Source organism: Pseudoxanthomonas sp. UTMC 1351 (assembly GCF_040948865.1).
Classification (GTDB): domain Bacteria; phylum Pseudomonadota; class Gammaproteobacteria; order Xanthomonadales; family Xanthomonadaceae; genus Pseudoxanthomonas_A.
The window spans coordinates 73,261-96,181 of sequence record NZ_JAVGJT010000004.1 but is presented as its reverse complement, the minus strand read 5'-3'; the positions used below and the strand labels follow the sequence as shown (position 1 = coordinate 96,181).

Here is a 22,921-nt window from a genome sequence, read left to right as displayed (position 1 = left end):
GCCACCACCAGGCAACTCACCCGATGCAATCATTAATCAGACCTTGCCCGGTCCGGATTGTTCCGCTGCCGTGGCTGGAAACTCGCCATCCCGTCACCCATATTGGCCTCAGACAAGATTGCGCCCGGAGAATTCCCTTGAGCGACACCCGCGACAACTCCCCTATCGATGCCCCAAAACCGGAGATCACGCTTTACACCACAGCTATCTGTCCGTACTGCGTGGCGGCCAAGAATTTCCTCAAAAGCAAAGGGCAATCCTGGACAGAAGTCCGAGTGGACCTGGATCCCGCGGAACGTCAGAAGATGATGGCGCTGGCCAAACGCACCAGCGTGCCGCAGATATTCATTGGTGACACGCATGTGGGTGGCTATGACGACATGGTCGCGCTGCACCGCGCCGGTAAGCTCGAGCCATTGCTGTCGGCAGGCCGCTCCGCATGAGCGCCGATCAGAAAGGTAACGAGCAAACGGGCAGCGAACCGCTGGGCAATGCTGGCGAACAGGATCGCGTGCGCCAGTTCACCGAATTCCGCCAACGCATGAACCAGCGGATCCTGGCCGAACCCAACCAAGTGGTGCGCCGGTTCTTCGCCCTGGACACGCAGACTTACCAAGCTGGCGCACTGGACGTAAAGACCAAGGAATTGCTTGGTCTGGTGGCGTCAATGGTGCTGCGCTGCGACGACTGCATCAGCTACCACGTGGCCCAATGCAAGGAAGTCGGCGTCACCCGCGAGGAATTCTTCGAAACCTTCTCGGTGGGATTGGTGGTGGGGGGTTCCATCGTCATTCCGCACCTGCGCAGGGCAGTGGATTTTTTGGACCGGTTGGAAGCTGGCGGGGCGGATAGTCCTGAAGCGCACGAGCATGGGTGATTGTGTGCAGAAGCGGGAACGGGGAACGGGGAACAGGGAATGATGCATCGCCGCAGTTGATGTTCTCTGTCTTTAGCCAAATTCAGGAATGCCAATTCGATATTGTTCGTAGCGCCAAGGCTGTTTTCCTATCGAAGGTCCATGGGCATTCGGACCGCACGGCAATGCATTCCCTGTTCCCCGTTCCCTGTTCCCGGCTCCCCATTAAGGCATAATTGCCGCACTTATCCCTTTTGCGTCGCCTCCGGTCCCGCCGGCGTGCGCCCCCTGTTCGGAACTCAAGCAATGACCCAGACAATTACGGTCATCCGCGGCGATGGTATTGGCCCGGAGATCATGGACGCCACCTTGTATGTGCTGGATGCGATGAAGGTCGGCCTGACCTACGAAGAAGCCGACGCCGGCCTGGTGGCGTTGGAGAAGCACGGCGACCTGCTGCCGCAGGCGACGCTGGATTCGATCCGTAAGAACAAGATCGCCTTGAAGAGCCCGCTGACCACGCCGGTGGGCGAAGGCTTCAGCTCCATCAACGTGGCGATGCGCCGGCACTTCGACCTGTACGCCAACGTTCGTCCAGCCAAGTCGTTCCCCAACACGAAATCGCGTTTTCCATCGGGCGTGGACGTCATCACCGTCCGTGAGAACACCGAAGGCGCGTATATCGGCGAGGGCCAGTCGATTTCCGAGGACGGCGAGACTGCGCTGCTGACGCAGAAGATCACCCGCAAGGGCTCCGAGCGCATTGTCCGCTACGCGTTCGAACTGGCCCGCAAGACCGGCCGCAAGAAGATCACCGTGGTCCACAAGGCCAACATTTTGAAGACCACTTCGGGCCTGTTCCTGAAGGTGGCGCGCGAAGTGGCCGCGCTGTATCCGGATATCGAGTGCAACGAGATGATCGTGGACAACACCTGCATGCAGCTGGTGATGCGTCCGGAGCAGTTCGACATCATCGTCACCACCAATCTGTTCGGCGACATCATTTCCGATCTGTGCGCCGGTCTGGTGGGCGGCCTGGGTTTGGCCCCGGGCGCGAACATCGGCATTGATGCCGCGATCTTCGAAGCCGTGCATGGTTCGGCTCCGGACATCGCCGGCAAGGGCATCGCCAATCCGTGCGCGTTGTTGTTGGGCGCGGCGCAAATGCTGGACCACATCGGCCAGCCGGAAAAGGCCGAGCGACTGCGCGCGGCCATCATCGCCACGCTGGAAGCCAAGGATTCGTTGACCCCTGACCTGGGCGGGCAGGGCAACACCATGTCCTTCGCCAAGGCGATCGCCAGCCGGGTTTGACACCCTTCAGCGATGATCTCCACGAACGGGACGCCTAGCGTCCCGTTTTTGTTGGCGTGCGTCCTATTCGCAGGGGTTGGTGCGATCGCCAATAGCCCGCAGAATCGCGGAGCTTCCCCAATCAGGCCCCGTCGATGACTGTCCGCCCCAGCGCCACCGCGCTGACTCCAATCCTGCTGTTCCTGTTGCTGTTTTTCGGCGCGGGCTTGTATTTCACTCTGCAGGGCGAGCCGATGGGCTTCTATCAACTGCGCGCGCCGGTGGCAATTCTGCCGGCGCTAGCACTGGGCGCTTGGCTGGCCAGGCGCCGAGGTGTCGCGCCCATGCGAACGTTGCTGTCGGGAATGGGCGACAACAACATCATGTTGATGTGCCTGATTTTCCTGCTGGCAGGAGGCTTCGCTACGGTCACCAAGGCGATCGGTGCGGTGGATGCAGTCGTGGCCTTGGGCTTAGGGGCACTGCCCAGCGGGCTGATCTTGCCGGGGTTGTTCCTGGTGGCCGCCTTCGTCTCGCTGTCCATCGGCACTTCGATGGGAACGCTGGCCGCGGTAGTGCCCATCGCACTAGGCATTTCGGATGCCGCAGGATTGGACCGCGCGCTGGTCATCGGCGCGGTGATGGGCGGTGCCATGTTCGGCGACAACCTGTCCATCATCTCCGACACCACGATCGCCGCCACCCGCAGCCAGGGTGCGGAGATGCGCGACAAATTCCGCGAGAACTTCAAGATCGCCGTTCCCGCCGCACTGGTGACGGTAGCGATGCTGGCGTTCCTGGGTGATGCAGCACCGGTAACGGCACCGAATGCGGCTTCCCCTTGGTTGGTGTTGCCCTACTTGATAGTGCTGGGACTGGCGTTGACCGGGTTGGACGTGGTGCTGGTGCTGGGCATTGGCTTGGTGGTGTCCGGCGTATTCGGCTTGATGCTCAGCAGTGAATACGATCTGGTCACTTTCAGTGGCGATATCTACACCGGTTTCGAAAGCATGTTGGAAGTGACCCTGGTATCGATCCTGATAGGCGGCCTGGGTGCGTTGATGAAGGCCGCCGGTGGCATGGATTGGCTGGCGCAGACGATTGCCCGGTTTGCGAGAGGTCATACCGGGCGTCGCTCTGGTGAGTTCAGCATCGCCGCGCTGGCGGCAGGCACTGATGCGTTGAGCGCCAACAACACGGTCGCCATTCTGATCTCCGGTAGCTTGGCGAAGGACATCGCCGAACGGCATGGCATCACGCCACGTCGTTCGGCCAGTGTCCTGGATATCTTTGCCTGCGTAGTACAAGGCGTCCTGCCGTACGGTGCACAGATATTGCTGGCGTCCTCGTTGGCAGCGGTATCGCCGTTAGTCTTGGCAGGCAACGTCCACTACTGCTGGTTGTTGGCGCTGGTGGCGATAGGTTTCATGCTGTGGCCAGCGCGGGGCAAGCGGATACGCTTGGGTGAGCAGGGGGAGTCTGCGCCGCAACTGTGAGTGTTGCTGACGGGTTTGGCGCCGATCGCCTTCACTGCCAACGCGCGAAGCCAGTCGACGCATCGGTTCGGGCTTTGAAACAAAACGGGGCGCCAAGGCGCCCCGTTTTTCTTGATGCGCCAACCGAATCAGTTGCGCGATTGCAGCTTGGACAGCAGGCGCAGGAACTCGATGTACAACCACACCAGCGTGACCATCAAACCAAACGCGCCGTACCACTCCATGTACTTGGGTGCGCCTTGTTCAACGCCGCTTTCGATGAAATCGAAATCCAGCACTAGGTTTAGTGCGGCAATCACCACGACAAACAAGCTGAAGGCGATGCCGATAAGGCCGGATTCGTGGATCAGTGGGATTTGGATATTGAAGAAGCCCAATACGATCGTGGCCAGATAAACCAGCGCGATACCGCCGGTAGCCGCGACCACACCCAATTTGAAGTTCTCGGTGGCCTTGATCAGACCGCTGCGGTAGGCAAACAGTAGTGCGAACAGGGTGCCGAAGGTGAGCAGGACGGCCTGGAATACGATGCCTTCGAAGCGCAATTCATACATCGCCGAAATCGAGCCCAGGAAGAAGCCTTCGACTAGCGCATACAGCGGCGCGGTAACCGGTGCCCAGGTCTTCTTGAATACGGTAACCATGGCCAGGATGAAGCCGCCGATGGCACCACCCAAGGCATAACCCATAAGTCCCGGTGCAACGGCAGGCAGGCCGTCCGGTCCGGTGACGATGGATTGGCTCCAGGCGAATGCAGCCGTCAGCACGCTCAGCAGCAGCAGGATGCCGGTTTTATTGACGGTGCCGTTCAGCGTCATCGCACCGGCGTCGCGCGAGACGACGGTGCCGCTGCCCAGATCGAGGAAGGTGGATTCTTTTAGTGCTGGATTGCCGCTGCGTATCATGGTGCCCTCATTGTGGATTCGGACGTCGGTCCCTGAACAAGAGGATATCTTACGCCGACAATCGCACGCGGCGTTTGACAGCGAGCCCGCAGGTTCCGACAATACGCGGCCTTGTGGTGCCGCTGGTGCCACGCCGGGACCCTCGTCGGGGTATAGCGCAGTCTGGTAGCGCATCTGCTTTGGGAGCAGAGGGTCGGGGGTTCGAATCCCTCTACCCCGACCAGTCTGGCCAGGCTGGTTTGCCGGGTGGGGCGGAATGCGACAATCCGGTGCGACGGAGTGAAATGCGCCCGTAGCTCAACCGGATAGAGCACCGGCCTTCTAAGCCGGCGGTTACAGGTTCGAGTCCTGTCGGGCGCGCCACACCGGACCGGCAGGATTGATGTAGTGTTTGCGACATATGGTGGATGTAGCTCAGTTGGTTAGAGCACCGGATTGTGATTCCGGGGGTCGCGGGTTCAAATCCCGTCTTCCACCCCATTGATTTCAAAACCTCGCCGCGGCTAGGTTTGTAACAAGACAAGATAAACGCGTAGAATACGCGACCGGTTTTCAGGGCTGTTAGCTCAGTTGGTAGAGCAGTTGACTCTTAATCAATAGGTCGAAGGTTCGAATCCTTCACAGCCCACCAAATCAAAAAACGCCCGGCAACCCGGGCGTTTTTTATTGCCGGATGCGGGACGACGGCAGGCCGGGTTAGAATGCGCGGCACCTGCGAAAGTGGCGGAATTGGTAGACGCACTGGATTTAGGTTCCAGCGGGTAACCCCCGTGCGGGTTCGAGTCCCGCCTTTCGCACCAGGCCTCGCCAAACCCAACGCGGCAGGGTAATGAGCGCGCCCTAGCGCGATGCGATGCCAGGCAACCGGCTGTTTCGCGACCCTGCCGAGACCGCGCCCTAGCGCGAGGCGATGCCAAGCAACCGGCTTTTTCGCGAACCCTGCCGAAGCCGCGCCGTAGCGCGAGGCGATGCTAGGCGATCAGCTTTTCCAAACCCTGCCGAATCGCACCCTGGCGCGAGACAAGCGTCATCGCTTTATTCCCGGACCGGCGGCAAGCACTCCACTGTTCGAATCGGTTAAGCGCGGCCGCACTCGTTCAGCCCAGGCCGCCCATGCCTGGGCCCTGGCGAGCCCGCTCACCCTTCGAGTCGCGGCAGCCTACTCCAAACGCTGGCAGCCAAGCCCAGAATCAGCCAAACTATCCCGTTCCGCCGGCCTGGGCGCCTTGTCCCTGCCTGCGAACCAGATCATCAACATATGCCGTGGCACAGACCAGGGCGGTAGGAGTCAGTGAGTATGCAAGTTTCGGTCGAATCGATCGGCAATCTCGAACGTCGCATGAGTTTCAGCCTGCCGGCTGATCGCCTGGACACGCATATTGGTGGTCGCCTGCGCGAGCTCGCGCGGACCGCGCGCATCAAAGGCTTTCGTCCGGGCAAAGTGCCGACCAAGGTCATCGAACAGCGCTACGGCGAGCAAGTGCGCGCCGAGGCCCTGGATGGTCTGCTGCGCGAAACCTTCAATTCGGCCGTGCGCGAACAAGCGCTGCAATTGGCCGGCAGCCCACGCATCGAGAAAGCCGGCGACAGCGAACTGGAATTCGTCGCCACTTTTGAGGTAGTGCCTGATTTCGGCGATATCGACGTGGCCGCGCTCAAGGTTGTCCGCCACACCGCGGAAGTGACCGATGCCGACATCGACCAGATGGTCGAGAACCTGCGCCTGCAGCGCCGTACCTTCCAGACCGTCGAGCGTGGCGCGAAGGAAGGCGATCGCGTGGCGCTGGAAACCTGGTCGCAGGCGGGCGATGAACGCTTGCCGGCCGAAGGCAGTGAGAAGGGTGCCACGCTGATCGGCTCGGGCGTGATGTTCGGCACCATCGAACAGGCATTGATTGGCTTGGCCAAGGGCGAAGAAAAGACGGTCGACGTGGATTTCCCGGCCGATTGGCGCGTCCCCCAGTTGGCGGGCCGTCAAGTCCAGGTCCATCTGAAGGTCACGGAAGTCTCCGAGCCCGTACTGCCGGAAGTGGACAAGGATTTCATCCGCAGCTTCGGCGTGAAGAGCGGTGATCCGGAGCAGTTCCGCGCCGATATCCGCGCCAACCTGGAGCGCGAGCTGAAAGGCGCCCTGATGACCCGCCTGCGCCGCGAAGTAGGTGAGCAGCTGATCGTTGCCTATTCGCACATTGATATGCCGCCGCGTTTGGTCGAAAATGAAGCGCGTTCGATGGTGCAGCAAGCCGCCGAGCAGGCGCAACGCAACGGCCAGCAGGTGCAAATTCCTGAAAACGCCCACGAAGGGTTCAAGGATGCCGCCCGCAAGCGCGTGCTGGTGGGCTTGCTGGTCGGTGAAGTGGCCCGCCGCAACCAGTTGCGCCTGGACCCCAAGCGCCTGAACGAAACGCTTCGCCTGATTGCGTCCACCTACGAAGAACCGGAACAGGTCATTGAGTTGTACCGCAACGACCCCCAACTGATGAATGGTCTGCAGAGCCGTGTGATGGAAGAGCAGGTGATCGATTGGATCGCCGAGCGCGCCCAGCACACGGAGCAGGCCCTCAGTTTCCAGGAAGCCATCCGGAACTAAGCGGTCCCGGACCCTAATGGTCCGGCCCGACTCCGGTCAGGCTATTCTTGGCCGGACTCCACGAACGTAGGCGCGATAAACCAATGAGCATTCCAACTAGAGCCCTGAACCTGGTGCCGATGGTGGTCGAACAGACCAGCCGCGGCGAGCGCGCCTACGACATCTATTCGCGCCTGTTGAAAGAGCGAGTGATCTTTCTGGTGGGTGGCGTCGACGACCATGTCGCCAACGTCATCGTGGCGCAGATGTTGTTCCTGGAAGCGGAAAACCCCGAAAAGGACATCAGCTTCTACATCAACTCGCCCGGTGGCGTGGTCACGGCCGGCATGGCCATCTACGACACCATGCAGTACATCAAACCGGACGTCAGCACCATCTGCGTCGGCCAAGCTGCGAGCATGGGCGCGTTGTTGCTGGCTGCAGGCGCCAAGGGCAAGCGTTATGCACTGCCTAACTCCCGCGTCATGATCCATCAGCCGCTGGGCGGCTTCCAAGGCCAAGCGACGGACATCGATATTCACGCTCGTGAAATCCTGACCCTGCGCTCCCGCCTGAATGAAATCCTGGCCAAGCACACGGGGCAGGCACTGGAAACCATCGAGCGCGACACTGAGCGCGACAATTTCAAGAGCGCTGCCGACGCCCAGACCTACGGGCTGGTCGATTCAGTGCTGGAACGCCGACCTGACGAATCCATCCAGTCGGCGTAATGCCGAGACGCGGGACCATTTCCCGCGTTTTTCCTCCCATTCCACGCCCCGGCGACAACGCTGGAGCGTGTGCTATTCTGCGACCGAAAGCCCGTTTGGCGGGCAGGGTGACCGAGTAACCGAAGCATGAGCGAAGACCGTCAGGGCCGTTCCGGCGACAGCAACAAAATCCTGTATTGCTCGTTCTGCGGCAAAAGCCAGCATGAAGTCCGCAAGCTGATTGCGGGCCCGAGCGTATTCATCTGCGATGAATGCGTCGAGCTGTGCAACGACATCATCCGCGAGGAACTCGAGGAGAAGGCGCAGTCTGCCCGCAGCCATCTGCCCAAGCCACGCGAAATCCTGGAAGTACTGGACCAATACGTGATCGGCCAGCAGCGCGCCAAGCGCACGCTCGCCGTGGCCGTATACAATCATTACAAGCGCATCGAGAGCCGCAGCAAGAACGACGAAGTCGAACTGGCCAAGTCCAACATCCTGCTGGCCGGCCCGACCGGCTCTGGCAAGACGCTGCTGGCCGAAACGCTGGCCCGCTTGCTCAACGTGCCGTTCACCATTGCCGATGCGACCACGTTGACCGAAGCCGGTTATGTGGGCGAGGACGTCGAGAACATCATCCAGAAGCTGCTGCAGAAGTGCGACTACGACGTCGACAAAGCGCAGCAGGGCATTGTCTATATCGATGAAATCGACAAGATTTCGCGCAAAAGCGAGAACCCGTCCATCACTCGCGACGTGTCGGGCGAAGGTGTGCAGCAAGCGCTACTGAAGCTGATCGAAGGTACGGTGGCCAGCGTGCCGCCGCAGGGCGGGCGCAAGCACCCGCAGCAGGAATTCCTGCAGGTGGACACCAAGAACATTCTGTTCATCTGTGGCGGTGCATTCGCTGGCTTGGACAAGATCATCCAGCAACGTTCCACCGAGGCCAGCGGCATCGGCTTTGGCGCCAAGGTGAAGAGCTCCGAGCGCAAGACGGAAATGGGCAAGGTGTTGTCGGAAGTCGAGCCGGAAGATCTGATCAAGTTCGGCCTGATTCCCGAGTTCGTTGGCCGCCTGCCCGTCGTCGCCACGCTGGAAGAACTGGACGAGGCCGCGCTGGTCAAGATCCTGACCGAGCCGAAGAACGCCATCACCAAGCAGTTCAAGAAGCTGTTCGACATGGAAGGCGTGGAACTGGAGTTCCGGCCGGACGCGTTGTCCGCGATCGCCCGCAAGGCGCTCAAGCGCAAGACCGGCGCACGTGGCCTGCGCACCATCGTGGAATCCGTGCTGCTGGACACCATGTACGACCTGCCGTCGCTTGAGAACGTCGGCAAGGTGGTAGTGGACGAATCGGTTATCGAGCACAAATCCGAGCCTTATCTGATCTATCAGAACCCGCCGGCACCCAAGGTCGCCGCCGCGGAGTGATGAGGCTGGGCAGCGAGTTTCGTAAAGAACTTGTTGGCCGTTCCTCACAGATTCTCAAATCTGTAAATCTCTGAGTTTCAAAGGCTTTCAGGATTCCTCTTGCATCCATCTCCCAATGGCCCCATAACGGGGCCATTAGCGTTTTCTGCCGTCCGAATTCCACAATCGCTGGAGCCCCCCATGCCCCGCCGTCCTCAACCCGAAACTCTCGACCTGCCGGTCCTGCCACTACGCGACGTCGTGGTATTCCCGCACATGGTCATTCCCTTGTTTGTGGGGCGCGACAAATCGATGCGTGCGCTGGAACAAGCCATGGAAGCGGACAAGCGCATCCTGTTGCTGGCGCAGAAGTCGGCCGAGACCGACGATCCCGCCGCCGCGGATCTGTACACCATCGGCACGCTGGCCCAGGTGCTGCAGTTGCTGAAGCTGCCAGACGGCACTATCAAAGTGCTGGTGGAAGGCACTGCGCGCGTGCAGGTGACCAACGTGGCCGAGCGTGATGGCTCGCTGTACGGCCAAGGCCAGGAAATCGAATCCAGCGACACCCGTGAACCGCGCGAGATCGAAGCGGTGGCGCGCTCGCTGATGAGCCTGTTTGAGCAATACGTAAAGACCAACCGCAAGTTGCCGCCGGAACTGTTGCAGACGCTGAGCGGTATCGACGAACCCAGCCGTCTGGCCGACACCATCGCCGCGCACCTGGGTGTACGCCTGAGCGACAAGCAGCGGCTGCTGGAAACCATCGAGGTTGGCGAGCGCCTGGAACTGCTGGTGGGTTTTGTCGACGGCGAGATCGACGTACAGCAGCTGGAGAAGCGCATCCGCGGCCGCGTCAAGTCGCAGATGGAGAAGAGCCAGCGCGAGTACTACCTCAACGAACAGATGAAGGCCATCCAGAAGGAGCTGGGTGAGTTGGACGAGGCCCCCAACGAGTTGGAGGATCTGGCACGCAAGATCGCCGAGGCGGGCATGCCGAAGCCCGTGGAGACCAAGGCCAAGAACGAACTCAACAAGCTTAAGCAGATGTCACCGATGTCCGCAGAGGCCGCCGTGGTGCGCAACTACCTGGATTGGCTATTGGGCGTGCCGTGGAAGAAGCGCACCAAAGTGCGCAAGGACCTCAAAGTTGCCCAGGACACGCTGGACAATGATCACTACGGCCTGGAGAAGGTCAAGGAACGCATTCTCGAGTACCTGGCAGTGCAGTCTCGGGTCAAGCAGATGAAGGGCCCAATCCTTTGCCTGGTCGGACCGCCAGGCGTGGGTAAGACGTCGCTTGGCCAGAGCATCGCCAAGGCGACCAACCGCAAGTTCGTGCGCATGTCGTTGGGCGGCGTTCGTGACGAGGCGGAAATCCGCGGACACCGCCGTACGTACGTGGGTTCGATGCCCGGGCGCATCGTGCAGAACCTCAACAAGACCGGCAGCAAGAATCCGCTGTTCGTACTTGATGAGATCGACAAGATGTCGATGGATTTCCGCGGCGATCCTTCTTCGGCCTTGCTGGAAGTGCTGGATCCCGAGCAGAACCATTCGTTCAACGATCACTATCTGGAAGTCGATCTCGACCTGTCCGAAGTGATGTTTGTGGCGACATCGAATTCGCTGAACATTCCGGGTCCGCTGCTTGACCGCATGGAAGTCATCCGCATTCCAGGTTACACGGAAGATGAGAAGCTCAACATCGCCCAGCGCTATCTGGTGCCGAAGCAGTTGAAGGCCAACGGACTGAAGCCGGAGGAATTGAAGATTTCCGAAGGCGCTGTCCGCGATATCGTCCGTTATTACACGCGCGAATCCGGTGTGCGTAACCTGGAGCGCGAGCTCGCCAAGATCTGCCGCAAGGTGGTGAGAGAGATCGCGTTGGCGGGTCCGAAGCCCGCCAAAAAGAAGGGCGCCAAAACTCCCGTGGTGCAGGTCACCTCCAAGAATCTCGACAAGTATTCCGGCGTCCGTCGATTCGACTACGGTCGCGCTGAGGAGCAGAACGAAATCGGACTGGTCACCGGTCTGGCCTGGACCGAAGTAGGCGGCGATCTGCTGCAGATCGAAGTCGCGCTGGTGCCGGGCAAAGGAGGCGTCACGCTCACCGGCCAGCTGGGTGACGTGATGAAGGAGTCCGCGTCGGCGGCGTTGTCGGTCGTGCGTGCCCGCACGGAGCGCCTCGGCATTGAGTTGGATTTCCTGCAGAAGCACGACGTGCACTTGCATGTGCCCGAAGGCGCGACGCCCAAAGATGGCCCCAGTGCCGGCATCGCCATGGCGACCGCGCTCGTTTCCACATTGACCAAGAATCCGGTGCACGCCAATGTGGCGATGACCGGTGAGATCACCTTGCGCGGACGCGTGCTGCCCATCGGCGGGTTGAAGGAGAAGCTGCTGGCCGCGCTGCGCGGAGGCATTACCACGGTGATCATCCCGGAGGAAAATCGCAAGGACTTGGCGGATATCCCTGCCAACGTCACCGAGGGAATGAAGATTGTGCCGGTGCGTTGGATCGATGAAGTTCTGGACTTGGCGTTGGAGCGGCCGATCTCTCCAACCGCACCGGCAACGGCAGCCGGCAGCGCGAAGGAGCACTCTTTGCCGGAGTCGGGTACAGCATCTCAACAACTAGACGTCAAGCATTGATCGCTAGGTGGACGCCACACAAGCAAAAGCCGCAAAACCCGCGCCGTTATTAGGTTTTCGGCTTGCGTGCGATTTTCGCCGCTGGTATAACGGCGTCACCCCGAAGGCGCTTCGCACTGCGCGCGCGCCTACGGCAAAATCGACCGGATCCTCGTACGACCGTAACGCTCGGCAGGATCCGGTTATACATTCCGCGGATATTCCGCAACGGGAGTTTCTAAATGAATAAATCCGAATTGATCGATGCTGTCGCCGACGAAGCCGAAGTTTCCAAAGCCGAAGCTGGCCGTGCTGTCGACGCCGTCATCTCCAGCATCACCAAAGCCCTCAAGAAGGGTGACAGCGTGACGCTGGTGGGCTTCGGCACTTTCCAGGTTCGCGAGCGTGCTGCGCGCACCGGCCGCAACCCCAAGACGGGCGACACGATCAAGATTGATGCGTCGAAGAACCCCGCGTTCAAGGCTGGCAAAGCCCTGAAGGATGCCGTAAACTAATTAGCTCGCCGCCGATGCCCTGGTGTCGGCCAAGCACCCGGGTGCTTAGCTCAGCGGTAGAGCGTCTCCCTTACACGGAGAGGGTCGGGGGTTCGAAACCCTCAGCACCCACCATCTTAGGGTGGTGCACGGTTAAAAAAGTCCTCGGCAGCTATAGCCGAAACGACCGGGATAATCGTACAATGTTCGTCTTAGCGCGGAGTGGTAGTTCAGTCGGTTAGAATGCTGGCCTGTCACGCCGGAGGTCGCGGGTTCGAGTCCCGTCCACTCCGCCAGTTATCTCAAAAAGCCCGCGAAAGCGGGCTTTTTGCGTGGGCGGTTAATGCCAAACGTCGCCGCACCGGCGGAACGACCGGGCGGGCAAGGACCTAAGAAGCGCGGTAAACTGCACGGCTTAACGAAATCAGGCTGCGTGCACCGATGCTGCAAAAACTCCGCGATAAGACCACTGGCTGGATCGCCACCCTCATCCTGGGCTTGTTGATCGTTCCTTTCGCATTCGTTGGCGTGAACGAATACATGACCGGTGGTGCGGCCAATGATGTCGCCACGGTAAAGGCGCCGCCGAAGTGGTGGGAATCGGCACCGCAGTGGTGGCCGGTATCGCTACTGTGGGAAAGCGAAGAAGTCACGACCGATGAGTTCCGCGCTCAGTTCGAGCAAGTGCGTGCGCAGCAGCGCCAGGCCATGGGCGAGAATTTCGATCCGCGCGAATTCGAAAGCAAGGAGAACAAGCTCAAGGTGCTGGAGCAGCTGATCGATCAAAAGGTGCTGGCGCTGGCTTCTCAGCGTGCGGGCATATCGATCAGCGACGCCGCGATACAGAAGGCCATCAGCAGCGAGCCTGCATTCCAGACCGACGGCAAGTTCGACGCACAGCGCTATCAAATGTTGCTGTCGCAGCAAGTGCCCGCTGTGACGCCATTGAAGTTCGAGGAGGAGCAGCGCGAGCGTCTGCGCACGCTGCTGATTCCAGAGGCCATTGGCAGCTCCGATTTCACGACCCAAGGTGAAACCGACCGGTTGTTCAAACTGCTGGGCCAGACGCGAGACGTCACCGTCGCCGTTCTGCCGCTACCTGCAGAAGACACGGCGCCGGTTACCGATGCTGATATCAAAGCCTGGTACGAAGGCCACACCGCGGATTTCAAGCAGCCGGAAAGTGTCGCGCTGGAATACATCGAAATCGACGGCAATGCCTTGCCGGTAGAGACGACTCCGGACGAGGCCGCATTGCGCAAGCGCTACGAAGATGAGAAGGCTCGCTTCATGTCGCCTGAGCAACGTCTAGCGGCGCATATCCTGATTGGTGCGCCAGCGGACGCTGATGCGGCCACCTTGAAAGCAGCCGAAGAGAAAGCTGCGGCGTTGACCGCGCAGGCGAAAGCGGGCGCTGATTTCGCAGCCCTGGCGCGTGCCAACTCCGAAGATCCTGGTTCCAAGGACACCGGCGGCGAGCTGCCTTGGATCGCGCGTGATGGTTCGATGGTCAAACCGTTTGAAGATGCCGTGTTCTCGATGCAAGCGGGTGAAGTAAGCGGCCCGGTGAAAACCGACTACGGCTACCACGTGCTGAAATTGAAGGAGATCAAGCCGGGTGCCGGTCGTTCGTACGAGGAAGTGCGCGGTGAGCTGGCGCGCGAACAGATGGAAACTGCCCGCGAACGTGCCTACAACGACCTGGCTGGCCGGGTCGTGACCGAGACACTGAAGAACCCGACCTCATTGGAATCCGCCGCCAAGGCGGTGGGCCTGCCCGTGCAGAAAGCTGGCCCGGTCTCACGCAACGATCCTGCTGGCATCGCTGCCAATCCGGCGGTACTGCGTGCCGCGTTCTCCGATACCTTGGTGCAGGACGGTACGGTGAGCGATCCCATTGAGCTGGCACCCAACCATAGCGTCGTCATTCGAGTCACGCAGCATACGCCGGAGCAGACTCAGCCTCTCGCCAAAGTGCGCGACGCGGTGATCGCCGCTGTTCGTGCGAACCGTCGCAGCAAGGCGGCGGAAGCCGCTGCCGACGCGTTGATGGCCCGCATTGGCAAAGGCGAAACGCTGCAAAGCATCGCCGCCGCAGAGAGCCTGCAAGTCCACCAGATCCCAGGCATGCAGCGCGGTATGCCGGCACCTACGCCGGAGGTCAACGAAGCGATCTTCGCGGCGCAACGTCCGGCAGAAGGCAAGGTATCGGCGGGCAAGGCCGAACTGCCCGACGGCGCCTATGCGGTCTTCGCCGTCGAAAAGGTTACCGAAGGCGATCTGACGGAACTCCCGGCCGAGCAGCGCGCGATGATGCAGCAGCAGTTGGCGCAACTGGGCGGCAACAGTGCGGTGCAGGCCTACATCGATGCAATGCGCAAGCGCTTCAAGATCGAAATCATGGAAGATCGCCTGTAGTCGGGACTAATACCAGTACCCGTAACCAGAACAAGAAAGCCCGGTTAATGCCGGGCTTTTTTATGTAGAGCTAAATCCACTTGGCTGCTTTTCTTCACAACCGGTATCGTCGATCTTGTGGGAGCGACGTGAGTCGCGACCGGAAACATAAACGTCGCGACTCATGTCGCTCCTACAAGAGACGCGTCTGCGCTTTTGTAGAGCCAGTTCGCTCGGCTGCTTGGCTCTTAGCGTTGCCCCCGTTTATCCAGAAGGGCACTGGAGCAAGGTCCGCGCTCTACGCGCCGCCGGCAAAAGATTCGAGAGCATGAGCAACCGCTAAGGCGCTTCTTCGTCCAGGCTCAGCACCATGCCAGGACGCAACACGCTGTTGGCACTCAGGCCGTTGCGAGTGAGAAGTTGTCTGGTCGGCAGCCCGTAGCGCTTCGCGATGATCCAAGCCGACTCGCCGCGGCGTACCGTGTGCGAACGATGGGTAGAGACGTCTGCGGCTGTAGCAGTGCCCGCGGCCAGCGTGGCTGGGATGACGGCAGCCTCTTTCTTTGCGCTTTCCGTCGGCATGCTTGCTGCGGACATGCTTCCCGGCGTGTTTTCCTGAGGCAGGTCCGCGTGGGCCAGCGCAATGGCTACCGCACCTTCTGGCGCGAGCACGCGCAGGGGCTTATCGCCGCGGCTGAACTTACCTGCCAGCGCTGGGTTCAAACGTTTCAGTAATCCGCTGTCATGGCCCTGGCGGGCAGCCCAGCCTTCCAGAGTGGCGGCGTCCTTCGGCAGGGGATGCGCCGCCAACAATGGCACCGGGCGGTCGAGGCGTTGCAGCCATTCGTCACCATCGTCTGCCTGCTGGAAGATGCACGCCAGCGCGTGCAACTTTTCAACGTAGGCGTAGGTGATGCCGGACAGGCTAGGCAGTTCCGCTGGCTTCGCATTTTGCGCATTCATGCCGGCCCGGCGCATCGACTGCAGTATCCGGTACTCACCGGCGTTGTAAGCCATCACTGCCAGTCGCCAGTCGCCGCCGAACATGCCATGCAGCGTTTTGAGATAGCGCACCGCCGCCTGGGTGGAGTCGACGGGCGACAGGCGCCCGTCATAGCCAGCGCGCATCGGCACGCCATGGTTCTTTGCGGTGGTGCCGATGAGTTGCCAAAGCCCCGCCGGACCGCTGGCACTGCGGGCGCCCGGTTTGTAGCCGCTTTCGACGAAAGGAATCAGGGCGTATTCGGTCGGTAGATGAGCGTCATGCAGCGCATCGACCACATAGCCGAACAGCGGTAGCAGATCGTCGTTGGTTTTCGCCAACTGCCCCGGCGCATGCCCGAACTGCTTCTTCCAGCGACCGCCGGTGGCCGCGGCATCGCAATCGGGATCGGCCAAACCTTCGCGGAACCGCGCATAGATATCCAGGCCGGTGCGTTGACCCGCAAGCGGCACGGTCGCGGGGTCGACAGGTGGTGCAGACGGAATGTCGGGCTGGACGCCGGCACTCAACTCGACCGGGGAAGTGGAGGGTGGCGGCGCCGGCGCGTCGGCTGCGGACAGCTGGCCGCTGGCCAGCAGCAGGCAAGCCAATAGACGGCGCCGTTTCATACGCGGAAGTCATCCTTCCAGCGCCGCAGTTCGGCGAACGTTTCCACCCGGTCCTGCGGCGAGCGGCCCAGGCGATGGGTCACCGCCTCGCGAATGGCAGGCGTATCGACCCGCAGGAATGGGTTGGTACCGACTTCTTGCGCCAATGTGGAAGGAACAGTGGGACGTCCGGAATTGCGCATGGTTTGAGCTTCCTCGGTACGGCGACGCCGGGCGTCGTTGGCGGGATCCACGACGCGTGCGAAGGCCGCGTTGGCCAGGGTGTATTCATGGCCGCAGCACACCGCGGTCTGGCCAGGCAGGGCAGCCAAACGATCCAGCGAGCCGAGCATCTGCGAGGCAGTACCTTCGAACATCCGTCCACAGCCCAGGCTGAATAGCGTATCGCCACAGAACAGGTGCGACTGGCCGTTTCCGCCTCCGCCGAAAAAAGCAATGTGGCTGCGGGTATGCCCTGGTACGGCCAATACCGAAAACCGCCAGTTCTTCAGCGATATCCCGGCGCCGTCGCCAACCCGCTCGGTCGCGTGGGGAATGCGCGTGTCTTCGGGTGCGAACACCGGCAATGTGGGCCATCGTTGGCGCAGATCGTCCACGCCCCCGCAATGGTCGTGATGGTGATGGGTGAGCAGCACGGCCGCCGGCCACAGCCCGTTTTCGGCGGCCGCCAGTACTGGCGCAGCGTCGCCGGGATCCACGATCAGCGCGTCGCCTTCGTCATCTACCAGGGCCCAGATGTAGTTGTCTTCGAACGCAGGAAGGGCTAGCAGACGCATGCTGGGCGTGCTCGCAGGGAACGGGGAAGGACGCTCGGGGGCGGCGTCCTCTACAATTGCGAACATGCCTGCCTTTATGTTCAGCCGTCAACCCGATGCCCTGACGTGGTTCGGGAACGGCCCCGGCGGGCGACTGCTGGCCATTGAGCACCCTTGGGTGGCGGCCGCGTTGAAGGCTCGGGCTCCGCAGCCTTGGCTGTGGCTTGGTCCGGCTGCCCAGGATCTGTCCGTAACCCCCTCACCGCGGGGCGTCCAGCTGCATCGGCAGGCACAGGGCTTTACCGGCAGTGTGCGCTGCGACCTGCCGTTGCCGTTGCCTACCGAAGCCATTGGCGCTGTCGTGCTGCAGCACGCGCTGGAGACCGGACACGATGATCTGCTGGAGGAATGCGCCCGTGTCCTGGAGCCCGGCGGGCGCCTTTGGCTGTTCACCCTGAATCCCTGGAGCCCATACCGTGCCCGCTGGCGCGGTCTGGACCTGATTGTCCACGACGCGGTTGGCTGGCGGGAGCGGCTCCGGGCTGCAGGCCTGCAGCCAGTCGGCCGCGAAATCCACTATATGGGCCCCGTCTGGCGAACCAAAAGCGATGGCACCGGCCGGGCGCCTGGCCATTTGCGCGCCGTTTGCCTGCTGGAAGCTGAAAAACGTGTCGCTGCCCTGATCCCCCCATCGCCGGTCAAACGTCCGTGGCGGACCGATGCCGCGCCCGCATGAAAGAGAAGAATCCCCTGCATGAAGAATCCCCGCATGAAGCCGCACCGCAAGAAGTGCCCCGCATGAAGCAAGTGAGCATCCATACCGACGGTTCCTGCCTCGGCAACCCGGGGCCGGGCGGCTGGGCGGCGCTGCTGCGCTACCAGGACCGCGAACGCGAGCTGGCCGGCGGCGAGGCGCTGACCACCAACAACCGCATGGAACTGATGGCGGCCATCGCCGCGCTTGAGGCATTGACCGAACCGTGCGGCATCGCGCTCTACATCGATTCCCAGTACGTACGCCAAGGCATCACCGAATGGATGCCCAACTGGGTACGCCGGAACTGGAAGACCGCCGCCGGTGAGCCGGTGAAGAATCGCGACCTGTGGGAGCGCTTGTACGCGGCAACACTGCGCCACCAGATCGAATGGCATTGGGTGCGGGGTCACTCAGGCGATCCGGACAATGAGCGGGTGGATGTACTGGCCCGCAACGAAGCACTGAAGTTTCGTGCAGCCGCGGCGGTAGGCTGAATGAAATCGCGCGCGTTGCTGGAAACCGAACGCCTACAACTCCGGGAACTATCGGCGTCTTCCGTCGAAGATGCCGCCTTTATATTGCGGTTGTTGAACGAGCCTTCGTTCCTTCGCAACATCGGCGATCGCGGCGTCCGCAATCTCGACAACGCGCACGACTACGTGGCTAACGGCCCGGCCAGCAGCTATCGCACCCATGGCTACGGCCTGTATCGCGTCGATATCAAGGCCAGCGGCGCCATCGCCGGCCTATGCGGCTTGGTACGGCGCGAAGGCTTGGACCATCCGGACCTGGGCTACGCCTTCCTGCCTGAATTCTGGTCACAGGGATACGCTTTGGAATCGACGCGAGCGGTACTGGCGCACGCCCGCGATTCATTGGCGCTGGACCGCATTTTGGCGATTGTCGATCCGGCCAATACAGATTCCATTCGGCTGTTGCAGAAACTGGGATTCGGGTTTGAGAGAATGGTGCAGCTGTCGGAAGACCACAGCCCCGTGAATTTGTTTGTCCTTGAGCAGTAGAGAGGTAACCCGCCCGCATGCGCCAGATCGTTCTCGATACCGAAACCACCGGCCTGGAGTGGAAGAAGGGCAACCGCGTCGTCGAAATCGGTTGCGTCGAATTGCTGGAACGCCGGCCGACCGGGCGCACTTACCATCAATACCTCAATCCCAAGCGGGAGTTCGAGCAAGGCGCTGCTGAAGTAACCGGCCTGAGCCTGGAGTTCCTGGCCGACAAGCCGCTGTTTGCCGAGGTGGCCGATGAATTCCTGGCGTTCATCGATGGCGCCGAACTCATCATCCACAACGCCGCGTTCGATATCGGTTTCTTGAACTACGAGCTATCGCTGCTGGGCGATCACTACGGCCGCATGCAGGACCGGGTGCGCGTCGAAGATTCGCTGCTGCTGGCGCGGCAGCGCTTTCCGGGCCAACGCAATTCGTTGGACGCGCTGTGCAAGCGTCTGGGGGTGGATAACACCCACCGCCAGTTGCATGGAGCATTGCTCGATGCGCAACTGCTATGCGACGTGTATTTGAACCTGACTGCCGGCCAGAGCGAGATTGGTTTCGGCGGATTGGATGAACCTGGACAGACAACCGTCGTGGTGACCCAAGCGTTCGCCATTGCCGCCGCAGGCCCGCGTCCGCGCGTGCAGCCGTCGGCCGAAGAACTGGCCGCGCACGAAGCGCGATTGGCCAAGCTGCGCAAAAAAGCCGGCGGCACTTGCCTGTGGGACGAACCGGAACCTATCGCCACGGCAGTGGGCATGTAGGAATGAATACTGGGATGCTGGCGCTGTAGGTCGCGAATCCGAATCTGTAGGAGCGCCGTCTCGGCGCGAGCTCTTCGCTTCCGCGATCTGACCGAAAAAGCTCGCGCCGAGACGGCGCTACAGGGAAGGCGGGAAATCAGTGGCAGCGCACCAGGATCGCGGTGACGTTGTCGGAGCCGCCTCCATCCAGAGCCGCGGCCACCAGGGTGTCCACGCACTCCTGCGCGCTGCAGTCGTCGTGACGCAAGGTATCGGCGATGCCACTGTCGTCGACCTCTTCGGTCAGTCCGTCGCTGCATAACAGCAACTGCATGCCGGGCTTCAATTCGCCCGTCATGGTTTCCACGTTCAGGTGATTGGGATCGGTGACCCCCAGGGCCTGCGTAACCACATTGCGGTGCGGGTGCGAACGCGCCTGTTCGCTGGTCAGCGCACCTTGGGCGATGAGTTCCTGCACATAGCTGTGATCCTGGCTGAGCTGGGCCAGCTGGCCGTCGCGCCACAGATAGGCGCGGCTGTCGCCGACCCAGGCCACCTCGAACCGATTGCCCTGTACCCGGGCGGCCACCACGGTCGTGCCCATCGGCAGGGTGTCGTTGCGGCGGCGAGAGGTACGGATGATCTCTTCGTCGGCGATGCGGATGGCTTGCGTCAGCGGCGTGCCTTCGCGGATTTCGCGCACGATGGTCTCGCGCGCAAGCGCGCTGGCCACTTCACCGCAAGCATGCCCTCCCATTCCGTCGGCCACCAGCCACAGCCCCAGCTCGCTGTCGCCGTAGTAGGTGTCCTCGTTCAATTCCCGTCTTAGGCCTACGTGGGTGATATGCCCGAATTCGATCATGGTGCCCTATGGTGTCTGACGGGATTTTCCCTACCCATTCATACGGAATGATCCGGAGGAAACGGACAGCAAGCAAGAAAGCCGGATATCCCTGGGCAGGTGGTGTTCAGCGGATTCAGCCAGGAATCTGCCCGCTCGCTTGTCCGGACGCGGGGCGCCCCGTATCATGCACGGCCCCGGTTCGCGCCGGGAAACCACCCGGAGAGGTGGCAGAGTGGTTGAATGTACCTGACTCGAAATCAGGCATGCGTTTATAGCGCATCGGGGGTTCGAATCCCCCCCTCTCCGCCAGATACGAAAAGGCCCCCTTGCGGGGCTTTTTTTCGTATCTGGCGGAGAGGGGGATTTGGAAGAGAACCCAAGGTTCGACAGAACGGCAGGATTGCCGTTCTGCGCGGCGCAGCCGCCCGAAGGGCGAGGCACAAGGATGTGCCGAGTGACAAACGGCAGGATTGCCGTTCTGCACGACGGAGCCGCCTGAAGGGCGAGGCACAAGGATGTTGTAGGAGCGCCGTCTCGGCGCGAGCTTTTCGCTTCTATCGGGATCTGACAGGAAGAGCTCGCGCCGAGACGGCGCTCCTACGGGTCAGGGCCGCTCCTACGGGTTCTTCGGGGTTGCGGGGTCGGCAAACGAGTACGCCACATTCAGCCGCCTCGGCTAAACTGGCCCGATTCACGTACCGGCGCAGCCTTATGTCAGAAATTCTGGTTCCAGTTTCCTTCGGCGAATTGCTCGACAAGATCGCCATTTTGCAAATCAAGTCCGAGCGCATGAGCGATCCGGCGAAGCTCGCGAATGTGCGCAATGAACTGACCGCATTGGAAAAGACCTGGATGGCGCACCCAGCCGCGGGCGGCAATATCGCGGAACTGCGCGCGCAGCTGAAGGCGGTCAATGAGCGCCTGTGGGTGATCGAAGACGACATCCGTATCAAGGAAAAAGCGCAGGCGTTCGATGAGGGATTCATCCGCCTGGCCCGCAGCGTCTATTTCGAAAACGACGAGCGCGCCCGCATCAAGAAAGACATCAATCTGGCACTGGGTTCCAGCTACGTGGAAGAAAAGTCCTATCAGGACTACAGGGCCGGCGCGGCGTCCTGACACCGGCTGTTTGCGAACTTTTCAATGCTGTCATCCCAGCGAAAGCTGGGATGACGCCGTGAAGGGCTCCGCCATATAGGCACACTGGAGATTCAACGCTGGTCCGGTTCTAAAAGGGGAGATAAAGCAAAAGCCTTGCGCTCCCCGCTTGCAGATAGCGGTTTTCGGCAAGTGTTCTAAACGATGCAAGGCGGCTCTTGGCTGCCGAACCCTGCCGCCAGTTCCCATGTCAGTTGCGCGGCCGGGATTTCCTTGCACCCGGTGACGTTTTGACCCGCCCATAGCGGCGAATAGTCACCACGGCCTTGCGCTTCGGCAGCTTGGCGCAGCGGAGCCGATGCGCTGGTCGCCAAGGGAAATGCAGGTACGTCGCTGCTGATAGGACCCCATGAACGGACCGCATGATTGACGATGCCGCGGGCCGGACGGCCAGTGAAGACATTGGTCAGTGCCGTGTGATGCGCGGCCGGGCTTCGCAGCGCATCCCGGTGGACCTGCCGGGTATCGGCCTCCGGGCACAGCAGGTAGGCAGTACCGATTTGCACTCCCGCGGCGCCCAACGCCATTGCCGCGGCCACGCCCCGCGCGTTGGCGATGCCCCCCGCTGCGATCACCGGCACATCAACCGCTGCCACGATCTGCGGCAACAATGCGAAGGTGCCCATCTGCAGCGTCAAGTCGTCCGACAGGAACGTGCCGCGATGACCGCCTGCTTCCAAACCCTGCGCGATAACGGCATCCACGCCGCGTGCCTGAAGCCAGCGCGCTTCATCGGCCGTGGTAGCGGAACTCAATATCCGGCAACCCCATTCGCGCAGCGGCGCCAGCCAATCGGAAGGCGGCAGTCCGAAATGGAAACTGACCACCGGTGGCTGGAATTCACGTAGAAATTCCGCCATGGCCGCATCGAAAGGATGACGCCCGGGTCCCGCGGATATGGCGGCAGGATCTATGCCCCACGCGCGATAGTCGTCCGCCAAGCGCGAGCGCCACGCCGCTTCACGCACTGGATCGGCGAGCGGCGACGCATGGCAGAAGAAGTTGAGGTTGTAGGGATGTGCGGTCTGCGCGCGTATCGCCGCGATTTCCTCACGCAGGGTCTCTTGCGACAGCATGGCGCACGGCAGTGCGCCCAGCCCGCCGGCAGTGCTGACGGCAATCGCCAAGCGACTACCTTGCACGCCAGCCATCGGCGCTTGCAGAAGAGGAAGTTCTGTTCCCAGTAGCGTTTGCAGCGACATGTGTATTCCGCGGTAATGGCGAAAGAATTATGCGCTCAGCCCGGCCAGCGCCGAGTCAAAAAGGAGCAATCCCC

General features: G+C 61.4%; 20 protein-coding genes and 8 tRNA genes. 23 read left to right on the top strand and 5 right to left on the bottom strand.

Features of this window, described 5'->3' with window-relative positions:
• The first annotated feature begins 164 nt into the window (after positions 1–164).
• The 4 genes from grxC (at position 165) to AB6O04_RS02365 (ending at position 3,645) form a co-directional block, all read left to right on the top strand.
• Positions 165–443, top strand: a complete 279-nt coding sequence (gene grxC / locus AB6O04_RS02380; RefSeq protein WP_368562215.1) for a glutaredoxin 3 — start codon at positions 165–167, stop codon at positions 441–443.
• A gap of 98 nt (positions 444–541) precedes the next feature.
• Positions 542–877, top strand: a complete 336-nt coding sequence (locus tag AB6O04_RS02375; RefSeq protein WP_368562214.1) for a carboxymuconolactone decarboxylase family protein — start codon at positions 542–544, stop codon at positions 875–877.
• Between the two features lie 285 nt (positions 878–1,162).
• Complete coding sequence (locus tag AB6O04_RS02370; RefSeq protein ID WP_368562058.1) at positions 1,163–2,170, top strand: isocitrate dehydrogenase; 1,008 nt, start codon at positions 1,163–1,165, stop codon at positions 2,168–2,170.
• A gap of 134 nt (positions 2,171–2,304) precedes the next feature.
• The gene (locus AB6O04_RS02365) at positions 2,305–3,645 is read left to right on the top strand and encodes a Na+/H+ antiporter NhaC family protein (RefSeq protein ID WP_368562057.1); all 1,341 of its coding nucleotides are present in this window, start codon (positions 2,305–2,307) and stop codon (positions 3,643–3,645) included.
• Positions 3,646–3,773: 128 nt separating this feature from the next.
• Here the strand turns inward: AB6O04_RS02365 and AB6O04_RS02360 are convergent, their stop codons facing one another.
• Complete coding sequence (locus AB6O04_RS02360) at positions 3,774–4,550, bottom strand: Bax inhibitor-1/YccA family protein (protein WP_368562056.1); 777 nt, start codon at positions 4,548–4,550, stop codon at positions 3,774–3,776.
• A gap of 146 nt (positions 4,551–4,696) precedes the next feature.
• On the opposite strand from AB6O04_RS02360, the gene AB6O04_RS02355 reads away from it, so the two are divergent.
• The 13 genes from AB6O04_RS02355 to AB6O04_RS02295 all read left to right on the top strand — a co-directional run bounded on the left by AB6O04_RS02355 (position 4,697) and on the right by AB6O04_RS02295 (position 14,785).
• Positions 4,697–4,773, top strand: a tRNA-Pro gene (locus AB6O04_RS02355).
• Positions 4,774–4,836: 63 nt separating this feature from the next.
• A tRNA-Arg gene (locus tag AB6O04_RS02350) sits at positions 4,837–4,913 on the top strand.
• Positions 4,914–4,953: 40 nt separating this feature from the next.
• Positions 4,954–5,030, top strand: a tRNA-His gene (locus AB6O04_RS02345).
• A 75-nt stretch (positions 5,031–5,105) separates the two neighbouring features.
• Positions 5,106–5,181: transfer RNA gene (locus AB6O04_RS02340), tRNA-Lys, on the top strand.
• 83 nt (positions 5,182–5,264) lie between these two features.
• A tRNA-Leu gene (locus tag AB6O04_RS02335) sits at positions 5,265–5,350 on the top strand.
• 497 nt (positions 5,351–5,847) lie between these two features.
• Positions 5,848–7,140, top strand: coding sequence for a trigger factor (tig, locus tag AB6O04_RS02330; protein ID WP_368562055.1), 1,293 nt, complete (start codon positions 5,848–5,850; stop codon positions 7,138–7,140).
• Positions 7,141–7,223: 83 nt separating this feature from the next.
• Positions 7,224–7,850, top strand: coding sequence for an ATP-dependent Clp endopeptidase proteolytic subunit ClpP (clpP, locus tag AB6O04_RS02325; protein ID WP_368562054.1), 627 nt, complete (start codon positions 7,224–7,226; stop codon positions 7,848–7,850).
• A 126-nt stretch (positions 7,851–7,976) separates the two neighbouring features.
• Positions 7,977–9,260, top strand: coding sequence for an ATP-dependent Clp protease ATP-binding subunit ClpX (gene clpX / locus AB6O04_RS02320; RefSeq protein WP_337342816.1), 1,284 nt, complete (start codon positions 7,977–7,979; stop codon positions 9,258–9,260).
• Between the two features lie 180 nt (positions 9,261–9,440).
• Positions 9,441–11,894 carry an endopeptidase La gene (gene lon / locus AB6O04_RS02315; RefSeq protein WP_368562052.1) on the top strand — a complete coding sequence of 818 codons (2,454 nt, stop codon included), beginning with the start codon at positions 9,441–9,443 and terminating at the stop codon, positions 11,892–11,894.
• Between the two features lie 221 nt (positions 11,895–12,115).
• Positions 12,116–12,388 (top strand): HU family DNA-binding protein, encoded by a 273-nt coding sequence (locus AB6O04_RS02310; protein WP_337342814.1) that lies wholly within the window; start codon positions 12,116–12,118, stop codon positions 12,386–12,388.
• Positions 12,389–12,427: 39 nt separating this feature from the next.
• A tRNA-Val gene (locus AB6O04_RS02305) sits at positions 12,428–12,502 on the top strand.
• Between the two features lie 84 nt (positions 12,503–12,586).
• Positions 12,587–12,663 (top strand) — tRNA-Asp (locus AB6O04_RS02300).
• A gap of 145 nt (positions 12,664–12,808) precedes the next feature.
• Positions 12,809–14,785 carry a peptidyl-prolyl cis-trans isomerase gene (locus AB6O04_RS02295; RefSeq protein WP_368562051.1) on the top strand — a complete coding sequence of 659 codons (1,977 nt, stop codon included), beginning with the start codon at positions 12,809–12,811 and terminating at the stop codon, positions 14,783–14,785.
• A 318-nt stretch (positions 14,786–15,103) separates the two neighbouring features.
• On the opposite strand, the gene AB6O04_RS02290 is transcribed toward AB6O04_RS02295, so the two are convergent.
• Together AB6O04_RS02290 and gloB are read right to left on the bottom strand one after the other, a co-directional pair.
• The gene (locus AB6O04_RS02290; protein ID WP_368562050.1) at positions 15,104–16,375 is read right to left on the bottom strand and encodes a transglycosylase SLT domain-containing protein; all 1,272 of its coding nucleotides are present in this window, start codon (positions 16,373–16,375) and stop codon (positions 15,104–15,106) included.
• Positions 16,372–17,151 carry a hydroxyacylglutathione hydrolase gene (gene gloB / locus AB6O04_RS02285; RefSeq protein WP_368562049.1) on the bottom strand — a complete coding sequence of 260 codons (780 nt, stop codon included), beginning with the start codon at positions 17,149–17,151 and terminating at the stop codon, positions 16,372–16,374. The genes AB6O04_RS02290 and gloB overlap by 4 nt, the downstream gene beginning before the upstream one ends.
• A 64-nt stretch (positions 17,152–17,215) precedes the next feature.
• On the opposite strand from gloB, the gene AB6O04_RS02280 reads away from it, so the two are divergent.
• The 4 genes from AB6O04_RS02280 to dnaQ all read left to right on the top strand — a co-directional run bounded on the left by AB6O04_RS02280 (position 17,216) and on the right by dnaQ (position 19,664).
• Positions 17,216–17,866 carry a methyltransferase domain-containing protein gene (locus AB6O04_RS02280; protein ID WP_368562046.1) on the top strand — a complete coding sequence of 217 codons (651 nt, stop codon included), beginning with the start codon at positions 17,216–17,218 and terminating at the stop codon, positions 17,864–17,866.
• Between the two features lie 62 nt (positions 17,867–17,928).
• The gene (gene rnhA / locus AB6O04_RS02275; RefSeq protein ID WP_368562045.1) at positions 17,929–18,381 is read left to right on the top strand and encodes a ribonuclease HI; all 453 of its coding nucleotides are present in this window, start codon (positions 17,929–17,931) and stop codon (positions 18,379–18,381) included.
• Positions 18,382–18,909 carry a GNAT family N-acetyltransferase gene (locus AB6O04_RS02270; protein ID WP_368562044.1) on the top strand — a complete coding sequence of 176 codons (528 nt, stop codon included), beginning with the start codon at positions 18,382–18,384 and terminating at the stop codon, positions 18,907–18,909. It begins immediately after the preceding gene.
• A 17-nt stretch (positions 18,910–18,926) separates the two neighbouring features.
• On the top strand, positions 18,927–19,664 hold the full coding sequence (dnaQ, locus tag AB6O04_RS02265; protein WP_368562043.1) for a DNA polymerase III subunit epsilon: 738 nt from the start codon (positions 18,927–18,929) through the stop codon (positions 19,662–19,664).
• Between the two features lie 136 nt (positions 19,665–19,800).
• Here dnaQ and AB6O04_RS02260 read toward each other — a convergent pair whose 3' ends face one another.
• Positions 19,801–20,505, bottom strand: a complete 705-nt coding sequence (locus AB6O04_RS02260) for a PP2C family serine/threonine-protein phosphatase (protein ID WP_368562042.1) — start codon at positions 20,503–20,505, stop codon at positions 19,801–19,803.
• Positions 20,506–20,705: 200 nt separating this feature from the next.
• Between AB6O04_RS02260 and AB6O04_RS02255 the strand changes: the two genes are divergently transcribed.
• A tRNA-Ser gene (locus tag AB6O04_RS02255) sits at positions 20,706–20,796 on the top strand.
• Positions 20,797–21,198: 402 nt separating this feature from the next.
• Positions 21,199–21,606: a DUF6165 family protein gene (locus AB6O04_RS02250; protein ID WP_368562041.1), complete on the top strand. Its 408-nt coding sequence runs from the start codon at positions 21,199–21,201 to the stop codon at positions 21,604–21,606.
• A gap of 176 nt (positions 21,607–21,782) precedes the next feature.
• Here the strand turns inward: AB6O04_RS02250 and AB6O04_RS02245 are convergent, their stop codons facing one another.
• Positions 21,783–22,847: an NAD(P)H-dependent flavin oxidoreductase gene (locus AB6O04_RS02245; protein ID WP_368562039.1), complete on the bottom strand. Its 1,065-nt coding sequence runs from the start codon at positions 22,845–22,847 to the stop codon at positions 21,783–21,785.
• Between the last annotated feature and the right edge of the window lie 74 nt (positions 22,848–22,921).

What these genes read in the sequence shown, in the direction of transcription:
- AB6O04_RS02250 (WP_368562041.1), top strand. Translation starts at nt 21,199, where the DNA reads ATGTCAGAAATTCTGGTTCCAGTTTCCTTCGGCGAATTGCTCGACAAG.
- lon (WP_368562052.1), top strand. Translation starts at nt 9,441, where the DNA reads ATGCCCCGCCGTCCTCAACCCGAAACTCTCGACCTGCCGGTCCTGCCA.
- AB6O04_RS02310 (WP_337342814.1), top strand. Translation starts at nt 12,116, where the DNA reads ATGAATAAATCCGAATTGATCGATGCTGTCGCCGACGAAGCCGAAGTT.
- rnhA (WP_368562045.1), top strand. Translation starts at nt 17,929, where the DNA reads ATGAAGCAAGTGAGCATCCATACCGACGGTTCCTGCCTCGGCAACCCG.
- AB6O04_RS02280 (WP_368562046.1), top strand. Translation starts at nt 17,216, where the DNA reads ATGCCTGCCTTTATGTTCAGCCGTCAACCCGATGCCCTGACGTGGTTC.
- AB6O04_RS02375 (WP_368562214.1), top strand. Translation starts at nt 542, where the DNA reads ATGAACCAGCGGATCCTGGCCGAACCCAACCAAGTGGTGCGCCGGTTC.
- gloB (WP_368562049.1), bottom strand. Translation starts at nt 17,151, where the DNA reads ATGCGTCTGCTAGCCCTTCCTGCGTTCGAAGACAACTACATCTGGGCC.
- AB6O04_RS02290 (WP_368562050.1), bottom strand. Translation starts at nt 16,375, where the DNA reads ATGAAACGGCGCCGTCTATTGGCTTGCCTGCTGCTGGCCAGCGGCCAG.
- tig (WP_368562055.1), top strand. Translation starts at nt 5,848, where the DNA reads ATGCAAGTTTCGGTCGAATCGATCGGCAATCTCGAACGTCGCATGAGT.
- AB6O04_RS02360 (WP_368562056.1), bottom strand. Translation starts at nt 4,550, where the DNA reads ATGATACGCAGCGGCAATCCAGCACTAAAAGAATCCACCTTCCTCGAT.
- clpP (WP_368562054.1), top strand. Translation starts at nt 7,224, where the DNA reads ATGAGCATTCCAACTAGAGCCCTGAACCTGGTGCCGATGGTGGTCGAA.
- clpX (WP_337342816.1), top strand. Translation starts at nt 7,977, where the DNA reads ATGAGCGAAGACCGTCAGGGCCGTTCCGGCGACAGCAACAAAATCCTG.
- AB6O04_RS02370 (WP_368562058.1), top strand. Translation starts at nt 1,163, where the DNA reads ATGACCCAGACAATTACGGTCATCCGCGGCGATGGTATTGGCCCGGAG.
- AB6O04_RS02365 (WP_368562057.1), top strand. Translation starts at nt 2,305, where the DNA reads ATGACTGTCCGCCCCAGCGCCACCGCGCTGACTCCAATCCTGCTGTTC.
- AB6O04_RS02260 (WP_368562042.1), bottom strand. Translation starts at nt 20,505, where the DNA reads ATGATCGAATTCGGGCATATCACCCACGTAGGCCTAAGACGGGAATTG.
- AB6O04_RS02295 (WP_368562051.1), top strand. Translation starts at nt 12,809, where the DNA reads ATGCTGCAAAAACTCCGCGATAAGACCACTGGCTGGATCGCCACCCTC.
- dnaQ (WP_368562043.1), top strand. Translation starts at nt 18,927, where the DNA reads ATGCGCCAGATCGTTCTCGATACCGAAACCACCGGCCTGGAGTGGAAG.
- AB6O04_RS02245 (WP_368562039.1), bottom strand. Translation starts at nt 22,847, where the DNA reads ATGTCGCTGCAAACGCTACTGGGAACAGAACTTCCTCTTCTGCAAGCG.
- AB6O04_RS02270 (WP_368562044.1), top strand. Translation starts at nt 18,382, where the DNA reads ATGAAATCGCGCGCGTTGCTGGAAACCGAACGCCTACAACTCCGGGAA.